Source organism: Dictyobacter aurantiacus, from assembly GCF_003967515.1.
GTDB lineage: Bacteria > Chloroflexota > Ktedonobacteria > Ktedonobacterales > Ktedonobacteraceae > Dictyobacter > Dictyobacter aurantiacus.
On sequence record NZ_BIFQ01000001.1, the window covers coordinates 4,379,697 to 4,399,779 of the forward strand.

Consider the following 20,083-nt stretch of genomic DNA (forward strand, 5'->3'; position numbering starts at 1 on the left):
CGCCCCCACCCGTGGTCTTGCATCAATTTTATTCCTCTTTAATAGCGCACCATGCGCACCAACCCTTCGGCAATGATCAGGAAGACGAGATCCAGGACCAGCAGGACCGATAGGGCAAAGTCGATGCGCGAAGAGATAAAGGTGGCGACCGCCAGTAGATCATCGAAGCGTTGTGTGTACCAGACGACGATCACAAAGAGGGTCGCCAGCGCTGCCAGTGTCAGCACGAACCAGCGGGCACCGTGCCAGTCCTGGTGACTGGGCCATAGTTCGGAGGTTACTGAAAGGATCAGGTAGGGAGCGAAGATCAGAGTCCACAGCGGCCAGCCCGCGCGAATAATCTGCCATTGCTGATGGGCGACATCGAAGGGGATATCCCAGATCGTATAGCCGGTGGCGACCCAATAGAGAAACATAAAGGCCGCGGTACCACCAAAGAGGGGGGCCACGCCGCTGAAACCATCACCGACATAGCTCATGAACCGTCCCTGCGGGCGCACGTACTGTACCTCTCCCAGTTGCAGGGATTGCGGCCCATTGCGCCGGACGACGCGTCCATTCCCCACGCGCTGCCCCATCGGCCTGATGCGGAAGAGGGTCACACTGGTAATGCGAAATCCGAACGGCGCGAAGAGCAGCACGACCAGCGCGTGACTGAGCTCATGCACAATGACGCCCGGCGCATTGAGCCAGAACCAGATCAGCAGACCTTTTTCACGCATAGTGCGGTAGCCGAATTCATCAACGCGCCGGCGCAGCGCCTTGCGCGTCATGCGTAACAAGATAAAGAGAACAAAAACTCCGGCAATAATGAGCCAGGGTTGATATGGAGCAACCTGCTCCATAAGTTTGGTCTCTGGTGTCATTTCTCTCCAATCCTTACTTCTGTCCGCTTTATCTCAACCAATATTGTATACGTATTTGTTTCCTCAATCAACATTTCCTCTACCTGGTACTGTGGTCAATGGTGCCTCCTCGTTTTCCGCTAGCTGTTCATTCTGCGCTATTGATACAGTCGGATGCCGCCGTTCGTAGTAAACGCTCCAGATGCCGAAAATTAGTATACTACCTGAAAGTAGATACAGCACACGATCAATATGCAGCGAGGTATCGGAGAGTATACCGATGATCAGGATAACTGGAATAGAGCATGCATTGTACAGCACAAGTTGTAGGGCTAGCACACGGCCCTTGATCCACTCTGGCGTTAGTTCCTGCATCGCCGTCTGGGCTGGAATGTTCACGAAGTCGAGCGCGACGCCAGCGATAAACATGCAGCCAGCCATAGCGACCAGCAGCCAGGGATCTTTATTCCAGTGTTGGGGCTCCAGCCAGCGCGCGAAGACTGTTGAGAGCGGCAAGAGCAGGGTCGCGATCGTCAGGCCAATATTGCCGATTAGGATCGTGCGCAGTTTTCCCAGGCGGCGTGTGACCCGGGGCATCAAGACCGAGCCCAGCACCAGCCCAATGCCGGCCGGCGCGAACACCAGCGCCATCAAATTGGCGTTCATATTGAGCAGATCCGTCACAATTGGTGTTGCGATCTGCCCGATTACCAGGATCAGGATGCCCACAAACGAGAGCTGCACGACCGCCAGCAGCAGGGACCGGCGCTTATGAATAAAGTGCCAGCCTTCTTTCATCTCGTTTTGCATCTGGCGCACGATGCTGATGGTCTCGGCGGCCAGGTCTGGAACAGTCTCGGCCTGTGTATCGCCCCGTAGAATGAAGCTGGCGCGTGGAATCGATACGATCAGTGCAGCGCATATTAAATAGAGGATGGCAATGATGGCATAGAGCTGAATGAACGCGTCGATCGGGATGCTGAACAATGTGAATGTGGGTAGTAGCGCGATGGCCAACGGGGCCATCAGCACGTAGCCGATCGCCTGTGAGAGCATGAATGTGATATTAAACAGCGAGAGCGCCGGCATCAATTCATCCTCATCCACCAGCATCGGGATGGCCGAGCCTTCAGCTGGCGTAAAAAACTGGCCGATGGCCGAAACGATAAAGGTCAATAAATAGATGGGAATGAGTACGCTGCTCCGCTGGGCCAGGAGCACAAATGCAAATATCAACGTGACAATGGCTCGCAGACAGTTGCTGGTCCAGAGCACGCGCCTCTTTTCAAGACGGTCCACGAAGACGCCGGCGGGCGCCCCGAAGAGCACGGCCGGGACGCTAAAGCAGATAATCGCCAGGCCGATCATAATGGTGGAATGGGGGACGATACTGTTGATCAGCATAATCAAAGCGTAATTCGTCGCGTTGAGAATGGTCATGGAGATAAGCTGAGCCAGCCAGAGTCGCAGGAAGTTTCTCTTCTTGAGAAGAGTGAGAAAACCCTTGTTCGATTGGGCTATTGCCATTTGCCTTATCCTTGTACGTTATACGAAAAAACCTTTTTGTATCTATCGCTGAGTATACAGGGATTAGGCAAGAAGGCGCAAGGGGCGAGGGCGCTCCGCGCTGTTTCTTCGCGTATTATTCTTCATCAAAAGCATCGATTTCGGAGGGCGCCAGGCGGGGGAGCACCTGTTTGACGCGGCGTTCTACCTCTGAACGCGGTAAGAGGATACGCCGCCCACACTTTTCGCAGCGCAATCCGATATCAGCTCCCAGCCGCACCACCTCCCAATCGAAGCTGCCGCAGGGATGTTTTTTACGGAGCCGCAAGCGGTCTCCGATCGCAAATTGCATTGGTGCCATGAATATCTAGCTTTCTGTACGGTGTTGATAGAGGTGGTGGGACTGGATATATGCCTCAACCTCGGCTGGTACCTGGTATTTGATGGGCCGGTTTTCTACTATACGCTGCCGCAGGTTGGTAGATGAGATATCCAGTTGCGGCGCGGCCACCAGGCACACCTTTTGTAGCAGTCCAGGCAAGCGGGTCTCCAACTGTTGATTATACGCTTCATCTTCCTGATAGCCCGGACGATGGACTACCACCAGGCGCTTCAACTGCTCCAGGATCTCAGCCGGTTTATACCAGGTAGGGAAGTCTTCCAGGCTATCCCAGCCAATCACAAAGTAAAGATCCGTCTCCTGTCCCCATTGTTTTTTGAGCAGGCGTAACGTATCTACCAGGTAGGAAGGACCCGATCGATCCACCTCGACACGCGAGACGCTGAAATGGGGATTTGAGGCTACCGCCATCTCAACCATGGCCAGCCGATCTTTTACTGGCGCTGTGGTGCGGTTCATTTTATGTGGAGGTTCGCCAGCGGGGACAAAAACCATCTCGTTGAGATTGAGCGCGTAACGCACCTCCTCCGCCACAATTAAATGGGCGAGGTGAATCGGGTCGAAGGTGCCCCCCATTAAGCCAACTGATCGTGTACCCACCTTTGGCTGCTCCCCCTTCTGCGAATGATCATTTTCTTCTTCCCCGGATTTTATCATATCCAGGTTCAGGTGGAAAGAAGGTGTTTTGTGTGTTGGTGGGGCAGGGGCGCAAATACGCCCCTGCCCCACCAACACACAAAACACCTTCTTAGATTGGTTCCTTGACGCTGATATCGGCGTTGGGAAAGAGGTTGTGCAGTTCATAAACGACGGTGGAGATATCGATCACCTGGCCCGTAGCGACCCAGAAACGTATCTGCAGAGAAACCTTCCCGCCTTCATAGCTGTTGACCATCACCGTTGGATCAGGCTTGGGCATGACCTCCTGATAGTTCTTGAGCAGTAGCAGGATCTTGCTGCTGGTCTCATCGCGATCAAAGTTCTCCTGCGGCATCGTCAGCATCAGCAGCGAGCGCCGCTCACCAAAGTGGGTATTATTGATGACCGCGTTGCTGAAGATAAAGAGGTTGGGGACGCTGACCTCTTCGCCGCTGGTCAGGCGCAGCCGCGTGGCACGCAATTGAATGTCCTCTACCTTGCCAATATAGGTGATCGCATTTGAGGTAATGTTGATCTGGTCACCGATGTAAAAAGGTCGTTCGACCAGAATGTAAAAGCCGGCCACCAGGTTTTTCAAGATATCCTGGAAGGCCACGGTGAGGGTTACAGTAAAGGCACTCAATACCGCCACCGGGATACCAATAGGCACATTCCAGACGGTCAGGATGAAGAAGCCCGTAATGGAGAGGATAATGATATAGAGGACGCGCGCGAACAGGGTGCGCATGTTAATATCGACCCGGCTGGCCCCCAGGCTGCGCGTCATCATGGCGCGTACCGTTCTGGCGACTCCGTTACCCAGCACCAGGATGAGCACAGTCTCAACCAGGTTCCAGGAAGTATTGATCGCTAGAGCGGGTCTGGAAAAGAAGTTCTCCGTCAGGGTAGAGAGAACAAATGAGGCGTTAAAGATCGCCACCGCGCCCGTAACACCCAGCAGCGTCGGAATGACCACCACCGCGATGCCCAGCGTCTGGATAATCCAGTTATCCAGTACGGTCTTATGCAGACGGTGCACCAGCAGACGCCTGAGCAAGAGACCCAGGCCGAAAGCCGCGAGGATAGTCGCAATACCAATGCCAAGCTGAAAGGCATAATTCATTTGTTGGGTAGCATCAGGAGTTATTGCAATAGTATTTAAGACAAGCAGCATACACGACACGAAAACCAACCCTCATCAAACTTCTGGAAAATAACTTCTGAAAATCTTTATTCGGCAATCCATTCTTAGCCGCATTATACCATAGCTATTTTTCCGCAGTCTCTCCGCATGCGTTTAGTACTGCTGCCAGAAGCACCAGTGTACATACCCCACCAGATAGAGTCGTATCGACCACCAGTACCAGGAGGGATATTTGATGGCGACTTGCGGGATTACCCTTGAAGGTCAACGGTATTGTTGGCCTGGAAACGATGATAATCCTCCATGATTTGTTTGAGAATATGCATGTGGCCCATGCTGTTTGCATATGAGGTACTACTATATTTCCAACTGATTTTTACCTTTTGCGTATGTCCATTTCTATCGCAAATGTGGAGTTGAATTCCAGCCAATATTGGCTGAGGTTTGATTGACTTGATACGGCTATACTCGATTATGGTAGCTTTGGATTTATGTATATCGCTCCAATGCTTATACTGGATAAATCCATTGGGTAGCGATACCAGCAACATGTCCCGATCATGTTTTTCAAGTTTCCATACTCCCCGGGAGCCAGCGTATGTTGCAAGTACAGTGCACACTATCGTAAGCACTATTAGTATGGGATATGTGGTAAACATAGGCCAGGGACTTGATTGGATCAAAGCTGTCTGATGTATAAGCATGATGATGAGTGCGGATGCTATAGTGCAATAAACAGGCATGCATATTGCATAAATACAACCCAACAGTATAAACAACACAGGTGAGATCGGTGGTGGTTGCCAGACTGACCAATCAGCAGGTACCTTTCCCTGCCTGATGTGGCTACTGATTTCTTCTACTGATATGCTCAATACGTCCCCCATACTTTAAATTATCAAGAAATTGATACACAGTTGATGCATCCCTGAACGTGTTCGCTGTCCTCTTTTTAGATATGCTGATCACATATGCTCAATGCTCGGAAGGGTCCGATCTACACCTTGAATTATTCTATCCTGTTTTAATTGCTCAGTAAATAGCATATAATCGGTTTCAGCATCTCATCATGCAAATAGATTATTATCAGAAAGTAATGTAGCTATGTCACTGAAGAAAAAGGGGAACCTGTTTTTATCTCTGATTGTGCTTTGCAGTCTTTGTGCGGTGATTGCGGCCCTCATTTTGCACCAGCTTGCATTGCTTTTCTCTCTAACATTTACTCTGGAGGGCATTCTGATGCTTCTATGGGGGGGTCCGCTTATCTTTGCGGGTGGCAAAGAAGTACTCGCCGCTCGTAAACATGGGGAGAAAGTCCCCTGGCAGTCAAATAGATATCTGGTCAGAGGGTTAACTTATATTTTTCCCTGGGTGATAATGTACATTTCATCTAGTGGATTTAGAAGCGAGAATCTTTTGAAAGATAAGAACGGAATGCTTTTTGATATTATTGAATATGTCGTGGCATTTATTGTTATCTTTCCTCTGCTTATTTTGCTGGTCATATTCTTCATTGCCACGATACGCTATATACTGACAACGCCTCATCCCTACGCCAAATACATCCAGGATGCCTTTACCGAGGAGTAATTGTGGTCTGAAGCTGGCAAGGTAATTACCTGGTACAAAACATGTCCGCCTTTATGCGGGCATGTTTTGTACCAGGTAATTACTTATTTAAGCATCTCAACCATAGCAGCAGGCTCCGTTTGTTCTTGCTTGTTTTTATTGCGTCTGGGGACGAAGAACATGGCGAGCATTGCCAGTAGTCCCAGGATTCCGGCGACCAGAAAGCTCTGGTGCATGGCCAGCAGGGAGCTTTGTTGCTGCAGCTGCGCGCCTCGCACACCCTGCGCCGACAGCGTATCCATATAGTACAGGCTACGCTCCTGGACGATGCTGGAGAGGATAGCTACGCCCATCGGGGCCGCCACAGCCCTCAGTACCGTGATCAGGGTTGAGCCATTGGAGACCTCCTGGTGCTCTTCTTTATCTATGCGCGACATGGCGGCCACCGGAATCTGCTGGCTCAGGCCGAATGAGCTGCCGAGCAAGACCAGGATCCCAATGATGATCCAGATCGGTGTCTGCAGGGCCAGCGTCATCATCAGCGCCGCCGTCCCACTCAGGATGACCAGACCCACGATAACTACCGAGCGCGGCCCGATGCGGTCGGAAAGCCTGCCAGCCACTGGCAGGATGGCGATCACCGCCAGTGCCTGCCCCATCTGGATCAGCCCGGCATTGAGGGCCGTTTCACCGTGGAGATTTTGCAGGTAGATGGGAATGAGGAAGAGCAGGCCAAACATAATGAAGCTGCTGAAAACCAGTGCGATGGTGCTGAAGGCAAAGGTGCGGTCACGAAAGCGCCGGAGATTGAGTAGCGGGATCAGTCCGCGCTTCAGCGTGCGTAGTTCGATGGTGATAAAAGCGAAGATGATGAATATGCCAGCCAGGAACAGCAGGATATTTTTGAGGCTGCTATCTCCACTGGTAATGGCCGAGATCGCGTAGAGCAGGGTGACGCTACCAAGGACCGCTGTGAGGAAGCCGGGCAGATCGAAGCGGGTACGCGGTTGTGAGGGTGTATGACGCAGCACTCTTTGCGCTACCGTGATGGCGATAATGCCCAGCGGGATATTGATAAAGAAGGCCCATTGCCAGCCGAATGCGCTGACCAGGTAGCCGCCCAGCGCGGGACCGATGACTGGCGCGAACTGCATCGGAATACCGATGACGCTGGTGGCCACACCCCGCTCGTGCGGCGCGAAGGCCTGATATTGCAGCGTCATAACCAGCGGCAAGAGGATCCCTCCACCGATACCCTGGATCAGGCGAAAAAGAATCAACGAGGGCAGGTTCCAGGCGAAGCCACACAGGATGGAGCCGAGTAGAAAGGCCATCAGCGTCCACACATAGGCGCGCTTGGCGCCGAACTTCGCGGCCAGGTACGGCGCCGTCGGGATGACCGCGGCCTGCGTGATCATATAGATCGTCACCACCCACTGTACATCGTGGATGCTGGCCCCGAAGTCGTGCTCCATCCTGGGGATCGCCACATTGACGATCGTGGCGTCCATCAGGCTCATCAGCATGCCGAGAGAGACGGCGATGGCTACCCACCATTTATCGGCGAGATGTATTTTTGAACGAGTAATATCAGACATGCTCTTCCTTTCCCAGACTCTCCCGGGTTGCGCTACCGTGCCAGTTCATGCCGAAGCGCGGGCGATAATTGAAAGTTGATCGGCAGGCATTGGCGTGGGTGTCTGTCCGCTAATGACGGCCAGAATATTGTCTACCAGCCCCATCATTGACCGGCTGTTGTCAAAGCGAATAGTGGTCAATGGTGGCTGACTGAACTGGGCCAGGGGAATGTCATCGCAGCCAATGACGGCCACCGTCTCTGGCACCTTGATGTTCAGATCGGTTAAAGCCGCCAGTACCGCGAAGGCTACCTCGTCGTTATAGCAACAAATGCCGACTGATCCATCTATCCTGTTCAACGCATCCTGTACGCTGGTCCGTGCCGCCGCGCGATCGGGTGGTATGGTCTGGACTATGGGCGGCTCCAGGCCATATTTCTCACATTCCAGGCGCACGCCTTCCAGCCGTCCCTGCGCCAGCCATTGCACGTCCTGACGTTCAGGGGCCGCGAAAACGATGCGCCTCACGCCTCTCTGAGCAAGGTGGACCACCTGCGTTCTACCGACACGCTGCCGATTAATCTCGCTGGACATTTTTGCGATCACCGGAACATTGAATTGCCGCAGAAATGCGGCCGCCGTCGCGTCGTTTTCATCCACGTACGAAAGGATGGCGGCTGGCGTCAGGTGAAAGGCGGGATGAGCCCGCCCGGTCATGCTCTGCTCGCCCACATGCCAGATCAAGGTAAAGCCGTGGGAGGCGAGCCGTGTTCCCAGATCTTTCAATGTGCGTGCCAGGTCTGGATCAACCTGTTCGAAAGGCAGCACCGCCAGTATCAGATCGCTCTGCCCCTTGCTCAGCGTGCGCGCCGGGCTAAACGGACTATATCCCAGCTCTTCAACCGCCTTCAGCACCCGCTCACGCGTTTCCGGAGGAATGCTCTGGCGTGGATCATTATTGAGCACGTAGCTAACCGTGGCCCGCGAGACACCACTTGCCCGCGCCACATCGGCACTCGTCACGCGCCGTGGTCCTTTTTCTGCCATTTCCTACTCCTCAGCCCATACTTTACCTAAACTATATATTACTTACACGTGTAAGTCAACCTGTGTCGCCTCCTGTAGACGTTGAGTTTACGGGTATTCATGAAGGCCGAGGTCGTGATTCGACTCGAGGAGTCTGACGCCCACGTTGATGTGCTTCTGCCCGAGACGCGCTGGCTATGCTGTGTGTGGGCCGGGGCGTAGGCGCTCATAGAGCGATGTCGCGGGCTGCTGGCGATAGTACGCGGCCAGCTCTATCGCGCTGATCGCCTCTGCGGTATCGCGCAGGCCACAGCTGTGGGCGAGCAGGCCAATGACATCTTCCGCCGTGTAGTTGCTGGTCCGCAGAGGGGCCAGTCCTGCGCTCTGGATGCGCTTGGAGAGCTTCTGTCCCTGTTCGTTGTGGATCAGGGGGACGTGGGCGAAGGTGGGAATGGGGAAGCCGAACAGCTGATAGAGGATGATCTGGCGCGCGGTCGAGGAGAGCAGGTCGGCCCCGCGCACGATCTGGTTGAGGCGCATCAGGGCGTCGTCCACTACCACCGCCAGCTGGTAGGCAAAGATGCCATCGGCCCGGCGCAGGATAAAATCACCGATCGCCTGTTGTACCTGCTGCTGCTGTGGACCCAGCACAAGATCGGTGAAGGTGATGGTGGTATCATCGCGGACGCGCAGGCGCAGCGAGGGACGCCGTCCCTGCCGTTCATACTGGCGTCTCTGCTGCTCGCTCAACTGGCGGCAGGTGCCGGGATAGCGCGCCCCCCCATCAACGCCGGGGGGCAGGTGCGCGGCCGCCTGCTGGATCTCCGCCCGGCTGCAGTAGCAGGGATAGACCAGTCCCGCGTCCCGCAGGCGTTGCAGATACCACTGATAGATCTCCAGTCGCTCATTCTGGATGTAGGGAGCATATGGACCGCCCTCCGGCCCCTCATCCCAGTCCAGCCCCAGCCAGCGTAGATCCTGAAGCATCTGCTGCGTGGCGTGCGGCTGCATGCGTGGCTGATCCAGGTCTTCAATGCGCAGGATAAACTCGCCTCTGGCGCTGCGGGCGAAGAGCCAGGCCAGCAGCGCGGTGCGCAGATTGCCCATATGCAGCGTGCCGGTAGGACTGGGCGCGTAGCGCCCTCGTACGATCTCAGTCATTCGCGTATTTGACACAGCTCCGACCAGGGGCAGGCGCTATGCGCGTCTCCCTGGCTGGCGGGATAGACATCAAACTTTGCCAGCAGGCGCACCAACGTGCACAGGGGCAGGCCGACCACGTTTAAATAGCAGCCAGCGATGCGTTCGGTTGGTTGGAAGCTGGCGCTTTGAATTCCATAGGCCCCGGCCTTGTCCATGGGATCGCCGGTGGCGATATAGGCGTCGATCTCTTCATCCGTGTAGGGACGCATCAGGACCGGGGTGCTGCAGCTATCGCCCTGCATGCGCAACTGCCCATCGACCATCGTACTGACCACCACGCCGGTGACGACGCGATGCCAGCGTCCGCGCAGCGAGCGCAGCAGGCTGCGGGCATGCTCCTCATCGCGCGGTTTGCCCAACTCCTGATCATCCAGAATGACAGTGGTGTCGGATGTGATGACCAGGTGATTGGCCGCTTCCGGTCTGGTGAACATCATCAGTGCCTTGTGGGTCGCGGTCCATGTGCCCAGCCCATCGATCGGTCCCTGGTAGTGGGCCTGGGCGGCATCCTCATCGCCAGGAGCGACGCTGACGATATACGGCAGTCCAAGTCTGGCCAGGATCTGTCGTCTGCGGGGCGAGGCGGAGGCCAGCAGTAGAGGCAGCTGTGTCGTTGTCATAAGGTTGTGCGCTCCAATACGGCTACATTCTCGATGTGAGCGGTCTGGGGAAACATGTCCAGCGGCTGCACCGAGCGCAGGTGATAGGCCTGGCTCACATTGCACAAAATATTGAGGTCGCGAGCCAGGGTCGATGGATCGCACGAGACATAGACGATACGCGCCACCGGATTCTGGATCAATGCATCCAGCACTGTTGATTGGCAGCCGGCGCGTGGAGGATCGATGACGAAGCCGTCGATCCGCGCCGAGAGGCCCGGCAGCATATCCTCGACCTTGCCCTTGATGATCTCAACGTGTTCGACAGCGCGCATGTTCCACTGCGCATCTTTAATGGCGCTGGCGGATTCCTCGATGGCGATCACTTTACCCACGTGGGGAGCCAGCAGGGCGGCGAATGTTCCCACTCCACAATAGGCGTCGACCACCGTCATCTGACGGATCTTCTCCTCTGGCTGGTCAGCCAGCAAGCCATCTAGCACCATGCGAGCCATCTTCTCGGCCTGGGCGGTATTGGTCTGGAAGAACGAACTGGGCCGAATGCGGAAGCTCTGTCCCCCCAGCACCTCCTCCATCGTCTCGGCCTGAATCTCAATCCCCTGTTCCGCCATCTGCTGACGCACCTCTTCGCTCTGAGCTGGCTGGATCAGCATCTGGTTATTGGCGGTCGCGCAACGGATCAGGACCTGCGGACGCGGATTGACGTGCTGGTTGACCACCTTGAGGGCACGATTAATCTGCTCGTGGGCGATGGGGCATTCCTCTAGAGGCAGTACGCGATGCGAGCCGCGTGCCGTCAGGCCCGCCTGCCCCTCGCGATTGACGGAGAAGCGCATATGGTTGCGATAATGCCAGGGATCATCGCAGGCCACGGTATCCAGCAGCGGAGGATCGGTGAACTGTCCGACTTCATGTAAGAGCTGGTGTACAACCTCGCGCTTCCACTCCAGTTGTGCCGTGTAGCGCATATGCTGGATCTGGCAGCCTCCACAGGTGCCGAAGACCGGGCAGGGGGCCTGGATGCGCAGGGGTGACGTCTCGTGGAGCTCGGTGATCCAGACCCGTGGTGGCCGCTGTTTCCAGTGGCGGCGTTTGCGGCCCGGCCTGGGCGTTGGTGGTGCCTCGACGGCGATCGTTACGCGCTCGCCGGGGAGTCCCGCCGGTACCTGGAGCAGGCGAGTATGGACCTCGCCTGCCTCATTCTGCTCACTGATCTCGGCTGTGGCATGCCCATCGCGGGAGAGCGCACCCAGCTCGACGGTATAATAGGTGATCGTGCGTTCTTCTTGAATCTGTGTCATTTCTTCTTTGCTTTGCGACTTTTGGATTTGTTCGGACCCTGTGGTCCACGACGCTGTTTAGACTCTGCGTTGTAACGCGCGCGCGCCTCCTGTAGGAACTCGTCGTCGCTATCCAGGCTTTCACCCTTGCTGAGATAGCGATCGGCGCTACGGAAGTCGCCACTCTGCATATAAATCAGCGCCATTGTAGCATACATGTCAGCGGCATCGGGATTGTTGTCCAGTCCCTCGTGGGCGACTTCGAGCGCTTTTTTGGCGTTGCCCTGTACCAGGTAGATGCTGGCCAGTTCGGTATAGGCCTCGGTCAGTTCGGGCGCCATCTCAATGCTGCGCTGCAGGGCTTCGCTGGCCTCTTTAAAGTGTTCCATCTGGTGCTGGAGGTAGCCGATGCGATACCAGACCTGGGCATCGTCAGGTGTCAGACGGGAGAGTTCCTTGAAGTGTTTCAGGGCCTCTTCGTTATCCTCGCGCTGCATCGCGATCTCGGCCAGTCCCATCGCCACATCAACGGCATCCTCTTGTGTCAAAGGACCCTTCTGGGCCTCGCGCAGGTGCGCCTCCGCTTCATCCAGCTTCTCTTCGTGCTGGATGAGGATGGTGGCCAGCAAGACATGGTTGGCCGGGGTATCCGCCACCTGCAACGCCTCACGAATGGTAGGTTCGACCATATTATCGAAGCGTTCCTCTTCCTCATGGTCATCATTGTTGTGGAAGCGGGCCGCGATAGCATGATAGCTATAGGCGAGGTTGCGCAATGCTTCGCCACGACTCTCTGGCAGTTTTTCCGCCATCAACTGGGCGTAGCAGGCCGCGCGCTCGACATCGGCGATGCCACCCGCTAGATCAAATGACTCTCTGAAGATCTCCTCGTTTTCCTGCGGGGCTTTGGCGATGAGCGCATCGTGATGGTGCAGGAGCTGAACGATCATGCGAATCATCGAGCTCATGTTGCCAAGCGTGCTGGCCAGGAGCTGCATCTCCTCCAGGTCCTCTTCCTCTTCCTCCTCTTCGTCCTCCCAATCCTCGCCTTCCTCCTCGTCTTCTACATCCTCTTCTGCCTCTTCGAGCTCTTCGGTCTCGTCTTCGATATCCTGGCTGATCTCCTCAATTTCACTGCTGAGGTTATCGATGCTCTGCTGGAGCTCTTCTAGCGAAAGCTCATTTAACCTGGCGGCCTCGTTGGTGAAATCGTGGATGCGCCACTCCTCATCTTCAAAGACGACGGTATAGCGCGTCCAGAACCAGCCTCGCCCGGTCTCCTTAAAGGAGATGGTCGGCTGCGGACATTCTGGCACGGCGAGCGTTGGTTGTGGAGTAAGCCGGATGGACCAGCCTACATCGACCTGGGCGATATCGGGTCCCTGCTCATCTTCAATGGGTTCGATAAAAGAGATCTGTAGGTCATCGGGTCGTACCTTTTCAGCCCAGGACTGGCGACGTGCCACCCAGTCTTCCTCCGAGAGTCCCTCGCGCAGGGGACTTTCCTTTGAAAGGTAGCCAGCCACCTCATCATAGTGCTGATTGCCCCATTCCTGCAGAAATTCGGTCACCGTATCCAGGTGCTCGGGCGCCCCCATCAGGCCCTCAGCCTGGCCAAAGAGGGACTGGAGTTCGGACATGAATGAATCTTCCTCGGGCTCATCGCTCTGGGTAAAGCTCTCAATGGTCTCTGTGAGCGTCGGGCCTGTTGGTATGGTCCACTCAGCATAGACGTCTTCATTTTCGAGTTGAATCAGGCGTCGGCGAGCCTCTTTGCGGATCTCTTTATTGTCGCTCAGCGCGTTGATCGCCTGGATGATATCGGCGGCGGCCGTCGTTTTTATGGTGCCCAGGGTCTTGAGAAGGGCGATCTGGACATTTTCTGGCTGGCTGGTAAATGGTTCTAGCAGCGCTTTGGCTTCGGCCGGGTCTTCACTGGCGTTTAAGGCGCGCGCAATCTGTTCAAATTGCTGTAGGAGTGCCACATCTCCCTCGGGTCCCTTGTTCTGTTTATCCTGGTCAGTCATAATGAATTACGATCCTTTCCTTACTCTTGATCAGGCATCACGCTACACGCGTTTGCGCATACTGGCGATTTGCTGGCGCACCGCTGGAATGAAGTCTGATTCTGGGTCAATGCGTTCAGCTTCCTCAAGGTGCCGCTGTGCCTGGCGCCGATCACCTTTCTCTGCCAATACAGAGGCCAGTAATGCATGCAGGTAAGCCGTTTCTGGATATTGACGTAATGCCCCCTCTAACAGCATCTGGGCCTTGTTAGAATCAGAGCGTTGCATGTAAATCGCTGTGAGTTCACTATAGATGCGAATATCAGTCTGGTTTTCCGCCAGGGACTTCTGGTAATACGATTCAGCCTCATCAAGTCGATCTAGCAAGCGATTGGCAAAGCCCAGACTAAACCAGACGCCAGGGTATTGTGGTTGGAGGTCAGCGACGCGCCGGAAGTGGGGTATGGCTTCTTCGGGCTGCTGCTGACGCATGGCCACATTGCCCAGACCGGCCTCAATCGAGGCTTCAAGCGCGGGCTCTGGCTTCTCCTTGGAGAGTAATTCCAGGCTCTTCATGAATTCCTCGCGTGCGTCCTCATTGCGATCCAGGCTTATCAAGAGCTCGCCCAGCAGTGAATGGCTGGTGGCGCTGTTATCTACTACGACCGATTCACGTAAATTCTCCTCGGCTCGCTGCAGTAGATGCTGGTGACGATCCCTGAACTCGGGACGATCAAAGCGGAAGGCCAGTTCAGCCAGCGTTGCTCCCAGCCGACGCAGGGTATCGGCCTTATTGTTGGGGAAGCGCTGTGCCATGCGTTCAAGATATACCATCATCCGTTCGGGATTGCCGGTGAGGACCGAGCAGCTATATGCGTCCTCAGTAGCATTATAATCCAGTGGCAATTGCGCGATTAGCGCGTCGTGGAAATGCAGCATCTGACCCAGGCGCCATGACATCTCCTCCATAAACGTTTCGGGATCCCTGTCCTGCTGCTTGAGCGCCTGGTCGATGACCTCTTCATACGCTTTAATGCGCTGCTGCAACTGGTCGATGGTTACACCCTGTAAAGCGACCCCCTCATCCTTGATCTGCTGAATGCGCCATGCGTTGCCCTCTCGGGTCAACGTATACGTATTCCAGAACCAGTGCCGCCCTGTTTCTTTGTTGACGGCCGTGCCCATCGGCATCTCTTTGATGGTGCCACTGAGGGGGGTCTCCAGCAACTCAAGGGACCAGCCGATCTCCAGTTGCTTATTGGTGGAGCCGCGCTGACCGGTGGCCGCGCCCGGAAGCCAGATGGCGCTTTGTGGTTGCTCACGTTCGTGAATAAAGCTGAGCTCCATGCGTGTCGGATGCGCCTCATCGAACCAGGTGCGATGTTGCTCGATCCACTCATCGCGTGTCAGGTTATCGCGCACCGGACTGTTGCTAGTGAGCAGGTCGTAGGCCAGACCGTAGTCGCCGAACGACCAGGCACCAATAAAGTTGGCCGCTACCTCCTGCGGCTCCATATCGGGCGCGATAAACGTCTGACCGCTGTCTCCGTTGGCCTCAGCTGTCTGGAGAAGCATTTTATTCACCAGCGACTGCTGGGCCCGGTAGTCTGAATGAGGCTGGGTGCCGCGCCAGGCATTGATGTCCAGCGCCTCTTCGATCAAGCGCTTCGCCTCGCCTGATGAACAGGGGACCAGCTCTACCTCGGTTGCCATTTTATGCAAGCTCTTGATGTGCTCATCGATATGGCGTTTGGTGCCAGTCTCGGCCATAAAGTCCTTCACACCATCATTCCAGAAATCCAGCAGGAAGCTGAGCATACGCGCTTCGCCGTACTCATAGCCCATCTCCCAGCACAGCGTCACCTGCATCTCGCCCTGCTCGCGTGAGCGGGTGGCGAGACCTTTCCAGAAGCGTGGAGGATTAGAAACGTTGAGCTGGACTGCCGCCGTCTGAGCGACCGGGGCGCTCCAATGAGGGGTGACCTTTGATGACTCCAGGCGCAGCAGACCTCGGCGCGCCTCTTTGCGAACCTCTTTGTTGGGGCTAACCGCGTTGATGGCGACCAGGATGTCGGCGCCATCGGCCCGGTTGGTTTTGGCCAGGGACTTTACCAGCGCCAACTGCGCGGCCTCGGATAGGGCGAAGATCTCTGCGAGGGCAGCCCCGACCTGAGCTTGATCTTTACTCTCATGCAGCCGGGTAGCGATGGTTGGATATTGTTGCTGTATGTTTTCAACCTGTTCAGCCTCCTCGGATGTGAGATGAACATCGGCGTTTTTTTTTGCGGACATGGTTGCTCTTTACTCCTCACTACGACTCACTATCCTGTCGATTGTACCACGAAGCAGGAGAAGAGTCGAGACGAGCGAATCGGAGTGAGGTAAGTGAGGGCCCGTGCGGGTGGCGCAAGTACCTTACAGGTATAGGTTTTTTGGAACGGAGTCCGGGGGGCAGCCCATGGCGGGGTTTCAGGGGTGTCCCCTGATTTTCCCTCTCCTTGTGCCGCCGTCAGGCGGCACAAGCGGGTTCAAAGGCAAGGCCCTTGAAAACCTCTACTTGAAAAGGGCCCAAGTACCTCAACATGACGGAAGTCAAACATACTGAGCACCGCAGGTGCGAAAACCCATGCAGGCTACAGACGATGACCGTGAGAGCCAGACCTATCCTTAGTATTGAATACTAACTAACTATACCTGCACCGTTGAGCGCAACTGCCCGGTCTGCTTGCGTGCGCGCAGATAGTCAAAGGCGTATTGTCGCACGGGCTTCGTCTGTGCTGAGACCAGGATGAAGACCGGAAAGGCGACACAATAAAAGTACGACGACAGGCTACGCCAGGCCAGGAAGAGTGGTAGTACCGCCAGGAGCATCGCTGCCTCAGGACGGCTGCGGCAGATGCGCCAGTACCAGGCGATGGTCATTACCATTCCTCCCAGTTCGAGGACCGTATAGACCCAGGTAGGGAAGTAGGGGAGCAGGTGAGATGTGCTCAGGCTGATCAGGCCAACGCCCATCGGGAACATTGGATCAGCAACGGGAGCCATCACGCCCGCGAACCATGAATGGTAGTCCCACATGATAAAGGGCAGGTTGATTGCCAGGCCAAGGCCGCCCGCGATCACCATGCGATAGAATGCATCCCTCCATCCATAGTGCTGAATGGCCATAATCAGATAGAAGGGCACGAAGTACCAGGCGATCTGCTTGGTCGCCAGGGCCAGCCCGAAGAAGATGGCTGATATCCAGCGCTGGTCGCGCTTGAGCCAGGAAACAATCAGCAGTAGCGTATAGAAGATGTCCAGGTTACCGCCGATCGTTGAGGCCCACATCGGCACATTGGCGATGGCCAGCAGGACCACCCAGGGGCGTAACGCTGGCTTCACTGCCCTCCAGGCCAGGATAACGATCATCAGGTAAGAGAGCATATACAGCGGCAACACGTTGTAATTCTGAAATAGTGCGAAGGGCACCAGCGTCAGAAACGAGAGCGCGGGATAGCTCACTTTCGCCTCGAACTCGGGGACGGTACCAGATTTCAATGAGGTATTTAAAACGGATCGCAATTCTGACATGCTTGGATAATCCAGGCGATCAGCGAATTGCCCCTGCCGTAACGGTGTCGTCCAGTTCGGGCTAATATCAAATTGCCGGAAGAGCTCGGGAATATTGGAGTCGCTATAGGGATTGCGTCCCTCTACCAGTAAGATGGCGGCATTAGTATCTAGCGAAGTACCATCATTTGAAAACTGGGGCGCCGAAAAGCACTCGACGACGCCACGCCCAAACTGGAACATGCCGGCGATAGTGACCAGGAACGTCAGGATCAGCACGACTCGTTGCCAGGTATGCACCGGACGGCTTCCGGGCTTCTCCTGCTCCTCTACCACCTGTTTGGGGGTTGGACGCAACGCCATCCACAGGGCCCAGAAACTGCCTAGTAGCAGGAAGAAAGGGATCAACGCGTTGACATCTGCTATATGCGGAATTTCATTTGAGGCTTGAAACAGAATGGCGACAGCGATCCATGTAGCTCGTCGTTGCAGTTCTATGACGGGACGCTGCGCATACGATGTATCGTCTGAAAGAAAGTATTGCATCCATCTGTATTGAAAAAGATGTTTATTATTTTTTAAGTGAGTGGTTTGTTCTACTACGGATCGCTGTACCATATCCTCGCGCTTTGCCCCATGCATAACGCGTGCAAATTTAGTTATTCATACAGTGCACAACTAAATGATGAGTTCGGGGCGCTGCGCTCTTACCTCCCATCGAAGTACCAAGAAAACAAGCAGTGTATACCGCCCGACTATAACCATAATTATAGACGTGTTCTCTAAGTCCACATCTTAGAACGAAGGGAAGCGGAAATCCGTCACAACTTGTGGTAGACAGTTATCGACCTTGAGGAAATATTGAGCTTTCCTTGATCTTTTGTGCCCGTCTACCCTTAAAATTATAGTGATAAACGGTAATACAACTCTCGATGCTGTAGCTCGAAACCCAGATTTTCATATAGACGGATGGCGGATGTGTTTTGATCCCAGACGTGCAGATCGATGGCGTGTAGTTTTAGCTCGTTGCGTCCATAGGCGATAACGTGCTCAATGACGTTACGGGCATAGCCTTTGCCACGATGATCGGGGTGAATGATGACGCGCTTCACGTAGCCGATAGCCTGCACGGCATCTTGAGGAGGAATCATCAGCTCTGCTTTTCCTACTACCTCACCCTCTACCTCCACCAGAAAAATAATGGTATGTTCATGCGTCGAAGGGTCAACCGAGCCAAAGTACTTATGCATCTCGCGGTGAATGTGGCGCGTAGGCGATGCACTGAAGCTGTCGAGATGATCGATGTGGACGATATCTTCGGGTGTGGCGATGCGGATGACCAACGTCTTTGTTGGTAGTTGATCTGTCATATATGTGTATCCCTGGTATCTAGCAGTTGCCTGCTTACGAATGCCGTTTTCTGGGCAACCTCAAAATAGCGACCAATGCTGCAAGGGAACAGCCAAGAATCATGATCGCGTAAACAATACTCTCGCCGTCTTTAGTCGATGCTGTAAGGGTGTCGCGGAGCATAAAAACGCCCCAGATAAAGAATCCAATAAAGACAGCAAACAATAGAATTGTGCTGGTGTATTTTTTGCTCATGGATATATCCCTTGATAGATTCAAGTCAGACAAACAGGTGTTGTCTGCTGTATGATTCAAATTATAGCATACATGTGTTATCTGTGCCGATAAACAGGACCGTTGTGGTTTCGGCCTTGCGGCGATTTCGTTGCCGCCTGCGGCGGCACGAGGGGAAGGGGAGGTGACGGGGGCACAGCCCCCGGTCCCCCAGTCAGGGGCTGCCGCCCCTGCACCCTGCTTCTTGAATGCCGCCTGCGGCGGAACTGCCGTCCGTTTATTTGGAAAGGGCGAGATTCCTGCTGCTCCTGCACCCCGCTTCTGGGAAGCTGGCGGGCGAGACCCCGTAGGTGCGCCCCTTGCGGGCGCTTGCCGCGAAGCGGTCCCGTGTCCGGGTGAGAAGGCCCGTAGGTGCGCCCCTTGCGGGCGCTTGTCGCGAAGCGGCCCCGCGCCCGGGCGTGCACGTTCCCCCAACGGTACCATCTCTCCTCCCAAAGGCGGTTGCATGCCCCGTTTATTGGAGGGCTTGCCAGACGAGGCGGTGGATGACGGCGCGGAAGCGTCCCCAGTAGGCCCAGCGGCCGCCTATCTGTTCGCTGTATTGATCGCCGAGGCGTTCCAGGTGCTCCGCTAATGTTGGGAGCTCCTCAGGTGCGATTTCGCGGAATTCACCTACCTGTTCGTCTTCATCTATGGCGCCCAGGGTCCCACCCAACTCATCCAGCAAGAAGGCGAAGGTGTAGAAGGCGGGGGTCTGATTGGTGTTTTCCAGGTGATAGGTGGCGACGGCCAGGAAGTGTTTGACCTCGACCTGCAGGCCGGTCTCCTCCTGGGTCTCGCGCAGCAGGGCGTCAAAGACGTATTCGCCGTGGTTGATGCCGCCGGTGAGCAGTCGATATGCTCCTTCAGGATAGAAGGTCTTGATCATGGTGAGCAGCCGACCATTCTTGCGCCGGATGACCATGCAGACCTCGCCGTAGCGGTCCGTTTTGCTTAATGGGTCGAAGCTTTCATGGATCTGTAGTTCGGCGGATTGCACGATGGGTTGGCCATAGCGTTGAACGAGCTGTGCCAGTTCGTCCTGAATGGTCTGGGGCAACGTTGAAAACATTGAAGAACTCCACTATTTCTC

16 protein-coding genes are annotated in these 20,083 nt (G+C 55.2%); 1 reads left to right on the plus strand and 15 read right to left on the minus strand.

From position 1 onward, the window contains the following. Nucleotides 1-38 precede the first annotated feature (38 nt). The 5 genes from KTT_RS17615 to KTT_RS17635 form a co-directional block, all read right to left on the minus strand. Nucleotides 39-866 carry a hypothetical protein gene (locus KTT_RS17615; RefSeq protein WP_126597236.1) on the minus strand — a complete coding sequence of 276 codons (828 nt, stop codon included), beginning with the start codon at nucleotides 864-866 and terminating at the stop codon, nucleotides 39-41. A gap of 63 nt (nucleotides 867-929) precedes the next feature. Further along, nucleotides 930-2,372 (minus strand): MFS transporter, encoded by a 1,443-nt coding sequence (locus tag KTT_RS17620; protein WP_126597237.1) that lies wholly within the window; start codon nucleotides 2,370-2,372, stop codon nucleotides 930-932. Between the two features lie 115 nt (nucleotides 2,373-2,487). Further along, nucleotides 2,488-2,712, minus strand: coding sequence for a DUF951 domain-containing protein (locus KTT_RS17625; protein ID WP_126597238.1), 225 nt, complete (start codon nucleotides 2,710-2,712; stop codon nucleotides 2,488-2,490). A 6-nt stretch (nucleotides 2,713-2,718) separates the two neighbouring features. Then, a complete protein-coding gene (nadD, locus tag KTT_RS17630; RefSeq protein WP_160145945.1) occupies nucleotides 2,719-3,351 on the minus strand; it encodes a nicotinate-nucleotide adenylyltransferase in 633 nt (210 codons plus the stop codon). A gap of 148 nt (nucleotides 3,352-3,499) precedes the next feature. After that, on the minus strand, nucleotides 3,500-4,564 hold the full coding sequence (locus tag KTT_RS17635) for a mechanosensitive ion channel family protein (RefSeq protein WP_235845849.1): 1,065 nt from the start codon (nucleotides 4,562-4,564) through the stop codon (nucleotides 3,500-3,502). A 1,074-nt stretch (nucleotides 4,565-5,638) separates the two neighbouring features. On the opposite strand from KTT_RS17635, the gene KTT_RS17640 reads away from it, so the two are divergent. Next, nucleotides 5,639-6,124: a hypothetical protein gene (locus KTT_RS17640; protein ID WP_126597241.1), complete on the plus strand. Its 486-nt coding sequence runs from the start codon at nucleotides 5,639-5,641 to the stop codon at nucleotides 6,122-6,124. An 83-nt stretch (nucleotides 6,125-6,207) separates the two neighbouring features. Here KTT_RS17640 and KTT_RS17645 read toward each other — a convergent pair whose 3' ends face one another. The 10 genes from KTT_RS17645 to KTT_RS17695 form a co-directional block, all read right to left on the minus strand. Continuing rightward, nucleotides 6,208-7,701: an MDR family MFS transporter gene (locus tag KTT_RS17645; RefSeq protein ID WP_126597242.1), complete on the minus strand. Its 1,494-nt coding sequence runs from the start codon at nucleotides 7,699-7,701 to the stop codon at nucleotides 6,208-6,210. Nucleotides 7,702-7,746: 45 nt separating this feature from the next. Continuing rightward, the gene (locus KTT_RS17650; RefSeq protein ID WP_126597243.1) at nucleotides 7,747-8,727 is read right to left on the minus strand and encodes a LacI family DNA-binding transcriptional regulator; all 981 of its coding nucleotides are present in this window, start codon (nucleotides 8,725-8,727) and stop codon (nucleotides 7,747-7,749) included. 174 nt (nucleotides 8,728-8,901) lie between these two features. Continuing rightward, nucleotides 8,902-9,867 (minus strand): tRNA glutamyl-Q(34) synthetase GluQRS, encoded by a 966-nt coding sequence (gene gluQRS, locus KTT_RS17655; RefSeq protein ID WP_126597244.1) that lies wholly within the window; start codon nucleotides 9,865-9,867, stop codon nucleotides 8,902-8,904. Continuing rightward, a complete protein-coding gene (locus KTT_RS17660) occupies nucleotides 9,864-10,529 on the minus strand; it encodes a Maf family protein (RefSeq protein ID WP_126597245.1) in 666 nt (221 codons plus the stop codon). Before KTT_RS17660 ends, gluQRS begins: the two co-directional genes overlap by 4 nt. Further along, nucleotides 10,526-11,830, minus strand: a complete 1,305-nt coding sequence (locus tag KTT_RS17665; RefSeq protein ID WP_126597246.1) for a class I SAM-dependent RNA methyltransferase — start codon at nucleotides 11,828-11,830, stop codon at nucleotides 10,526-10,528. Before KTT_RS17665 ends, KTT_RS17660 begins: the two co-directional genes overlap by 4 nt. After that, nucleotides 11,827-13,836: a tetratricopeptide repeat protein gene (locus tag KTT_RS36555; RefSeq protein ID WP_126597247.1), complete on the minus strand. Its 2,010-nt coding sequence runs from the start codon at nucleotides 13,834-13,836 to the stop codon at nucleotides 11,827-11,829. The genes KTT_RS17665 and KTT_RS36555 overlap by 4 nt, the downstream gene beginning before the upstream one ends. A 42-nt stretch (nucleotides 13,837-13,878) precedes the next feature. Further along, nucleotides 13,879-16,107, minus strand: a complete 2,229-nt coding sequence (locus KTT_RS17675; RefSeq protein WP_126597248.1) for a tetratricopeptide repeat protein — start codon at nucleotides 16,105-16,107, stop codon at nucleotides 13,879-13,881. Nucleotides 16,108-16,503: 396 nt separating this feature from the next. Continuing rightward, a complete protein-coding gene (locus tag KTT_RS17680; protein ID WP_160145946.1) occupies nucleotides 16,504-17,985 on the minus strand; it encodes a glycosyltransferase family 87 protein in 1,482 nt (493 codons plus the stop codon). A 284-nt stretch (nucleotides 17,986-18,269) separates the two neighbouring features. Beyond that, nucleotides 18,270-18,737 carry a GNAT family N-acetyltransferase gene (locus tag KTT_RS17685; RefSeq protein ID WP_126597250.1) on the minus strand — a complete coding sequence of 156 codons (468 nt, stop codon included), beginning with the start codon at nucleotides 18,735-18,737 and terminating at the stop codon, nucleotides 18,270-18,272. Between the two features lie 728 nt (nucleotides 18,738-19,465). Continuing rightward, complete coding sequence (locus KTT_RS17695) at nucleotides 19,466-20,062, minus strand: NUDIX hydrolase (RefSeq protein WP_126597252.1); 597 nt, start codon at nucleotides 20,060-20,062, stop codon at nucleotides 19,466-19,468. Nucleotides 20,063-20,083 lie beyond the last annotated feature (21 nt).

Bases quoted from the DNA above. Each gene is read 5' to 3' on its own strand.
- KTT_RS17615 (WP_126597236.1), bottom strand. From the start codon at position 866: ATGACACCAGAGACCAAACTTATGGAGCAGGTTGCTCCATATCAACCC.
- KTT_RS17620 (WP_126597237.1), bottom strand. From the start codon at position 2,372: ATGGCAATAGCCCAATCGAACAAGGGTTTTCTCACTCTTCTCAAGAAG.
- KTT_RS17625 (WP_126597238.1), bottom strand. From the start codon at position 2,712: ATGGCACCAATGCAATTTGCGATCGGAGACCGCTTGCGGCTCCGTAAA.
- KTT_RS17635 (WP_235845849.1), bottom strand. From the start codon at position 4,564: ATGCTGCTTGTCTTAAATACTATTGCAATAACTCCTGATGCTACCCAA.
- KTT_RS17640 (WP_126597241.1), top strand. From the start codon at position 5,639: ATGTCACTGAAGAAAAAGGGGAACCTGTTTTTATCTCTGATTGTGCTT.
- KTT_RS17645 (WP_126597242.1), bottom strand. From the start codon at position 7,701: ATGTCTGATATTACTCGTTCAAAAATACATCTCGCCGATAAATGGTGG.
- KTT_RS17650 (WP_126597243.1), bottom strand. From the start codon at position 8,727: ATGGCAGAAAAAGGACCACGGCGCGTGACGAGTGCCGATGTGGCGCGG.
- gluQRS (WP_126597244.1), bottom strand. From the start codon at position 9,867: ATGACTGAGATCGTACGAGGGCGCTACGCGCCCAGTCCTACCGGCACG.
- KTT_RS17660 (WP_126597245.1), bottom strand. From the start codon at position 10,529: ATGACAACGACACAGCTGCCTCTACTGCTGGCCTCCGCCTCGCCCCGC.
- KTT_RS17665 (WP_126597246.1), bottom strand. From the start codon at position 11,830: ATGACACAGATTCAAGAAGAACGCACGATCACCTATTATACCGTCGAG.
- KTT_RS36555 (WP_126597247.1), bottom strand. From the start codon at position 13,836: ATGACTGACCAGGATAAACAGAACAAGGGACCCGAGGGAGATGTGGCA.
- KTT_RS17675 (WP_126597248.1), bottom strand. From the start codon at position 16,107: ATGTCCGCAAAAAAAAACGCCGATGTTCATCTCACATCCGAGGAGGCT.
- KTT_RS17680 (WP_160145946.1), bottom strand. From the start codon at position 17,985: ATGGTACAGCGATCCGTAGTAGAACAAACCACTCACTTAAAAAATAAT.
- KTT_RS17685 (WP_126597250.1), bottom strand. From the start codon at position 18,737: ATGACAGATCAACTACCAACAAAGACGTTGGTCATCCGCATCGCCACA.
- KTT_RS17695 (WP_126597252.1), bottom strand. From the start codon at position 20,062: ATGTTTTCAACGTTGCCCCAGACCATTCAGGACGAACTGGCACAGCTC.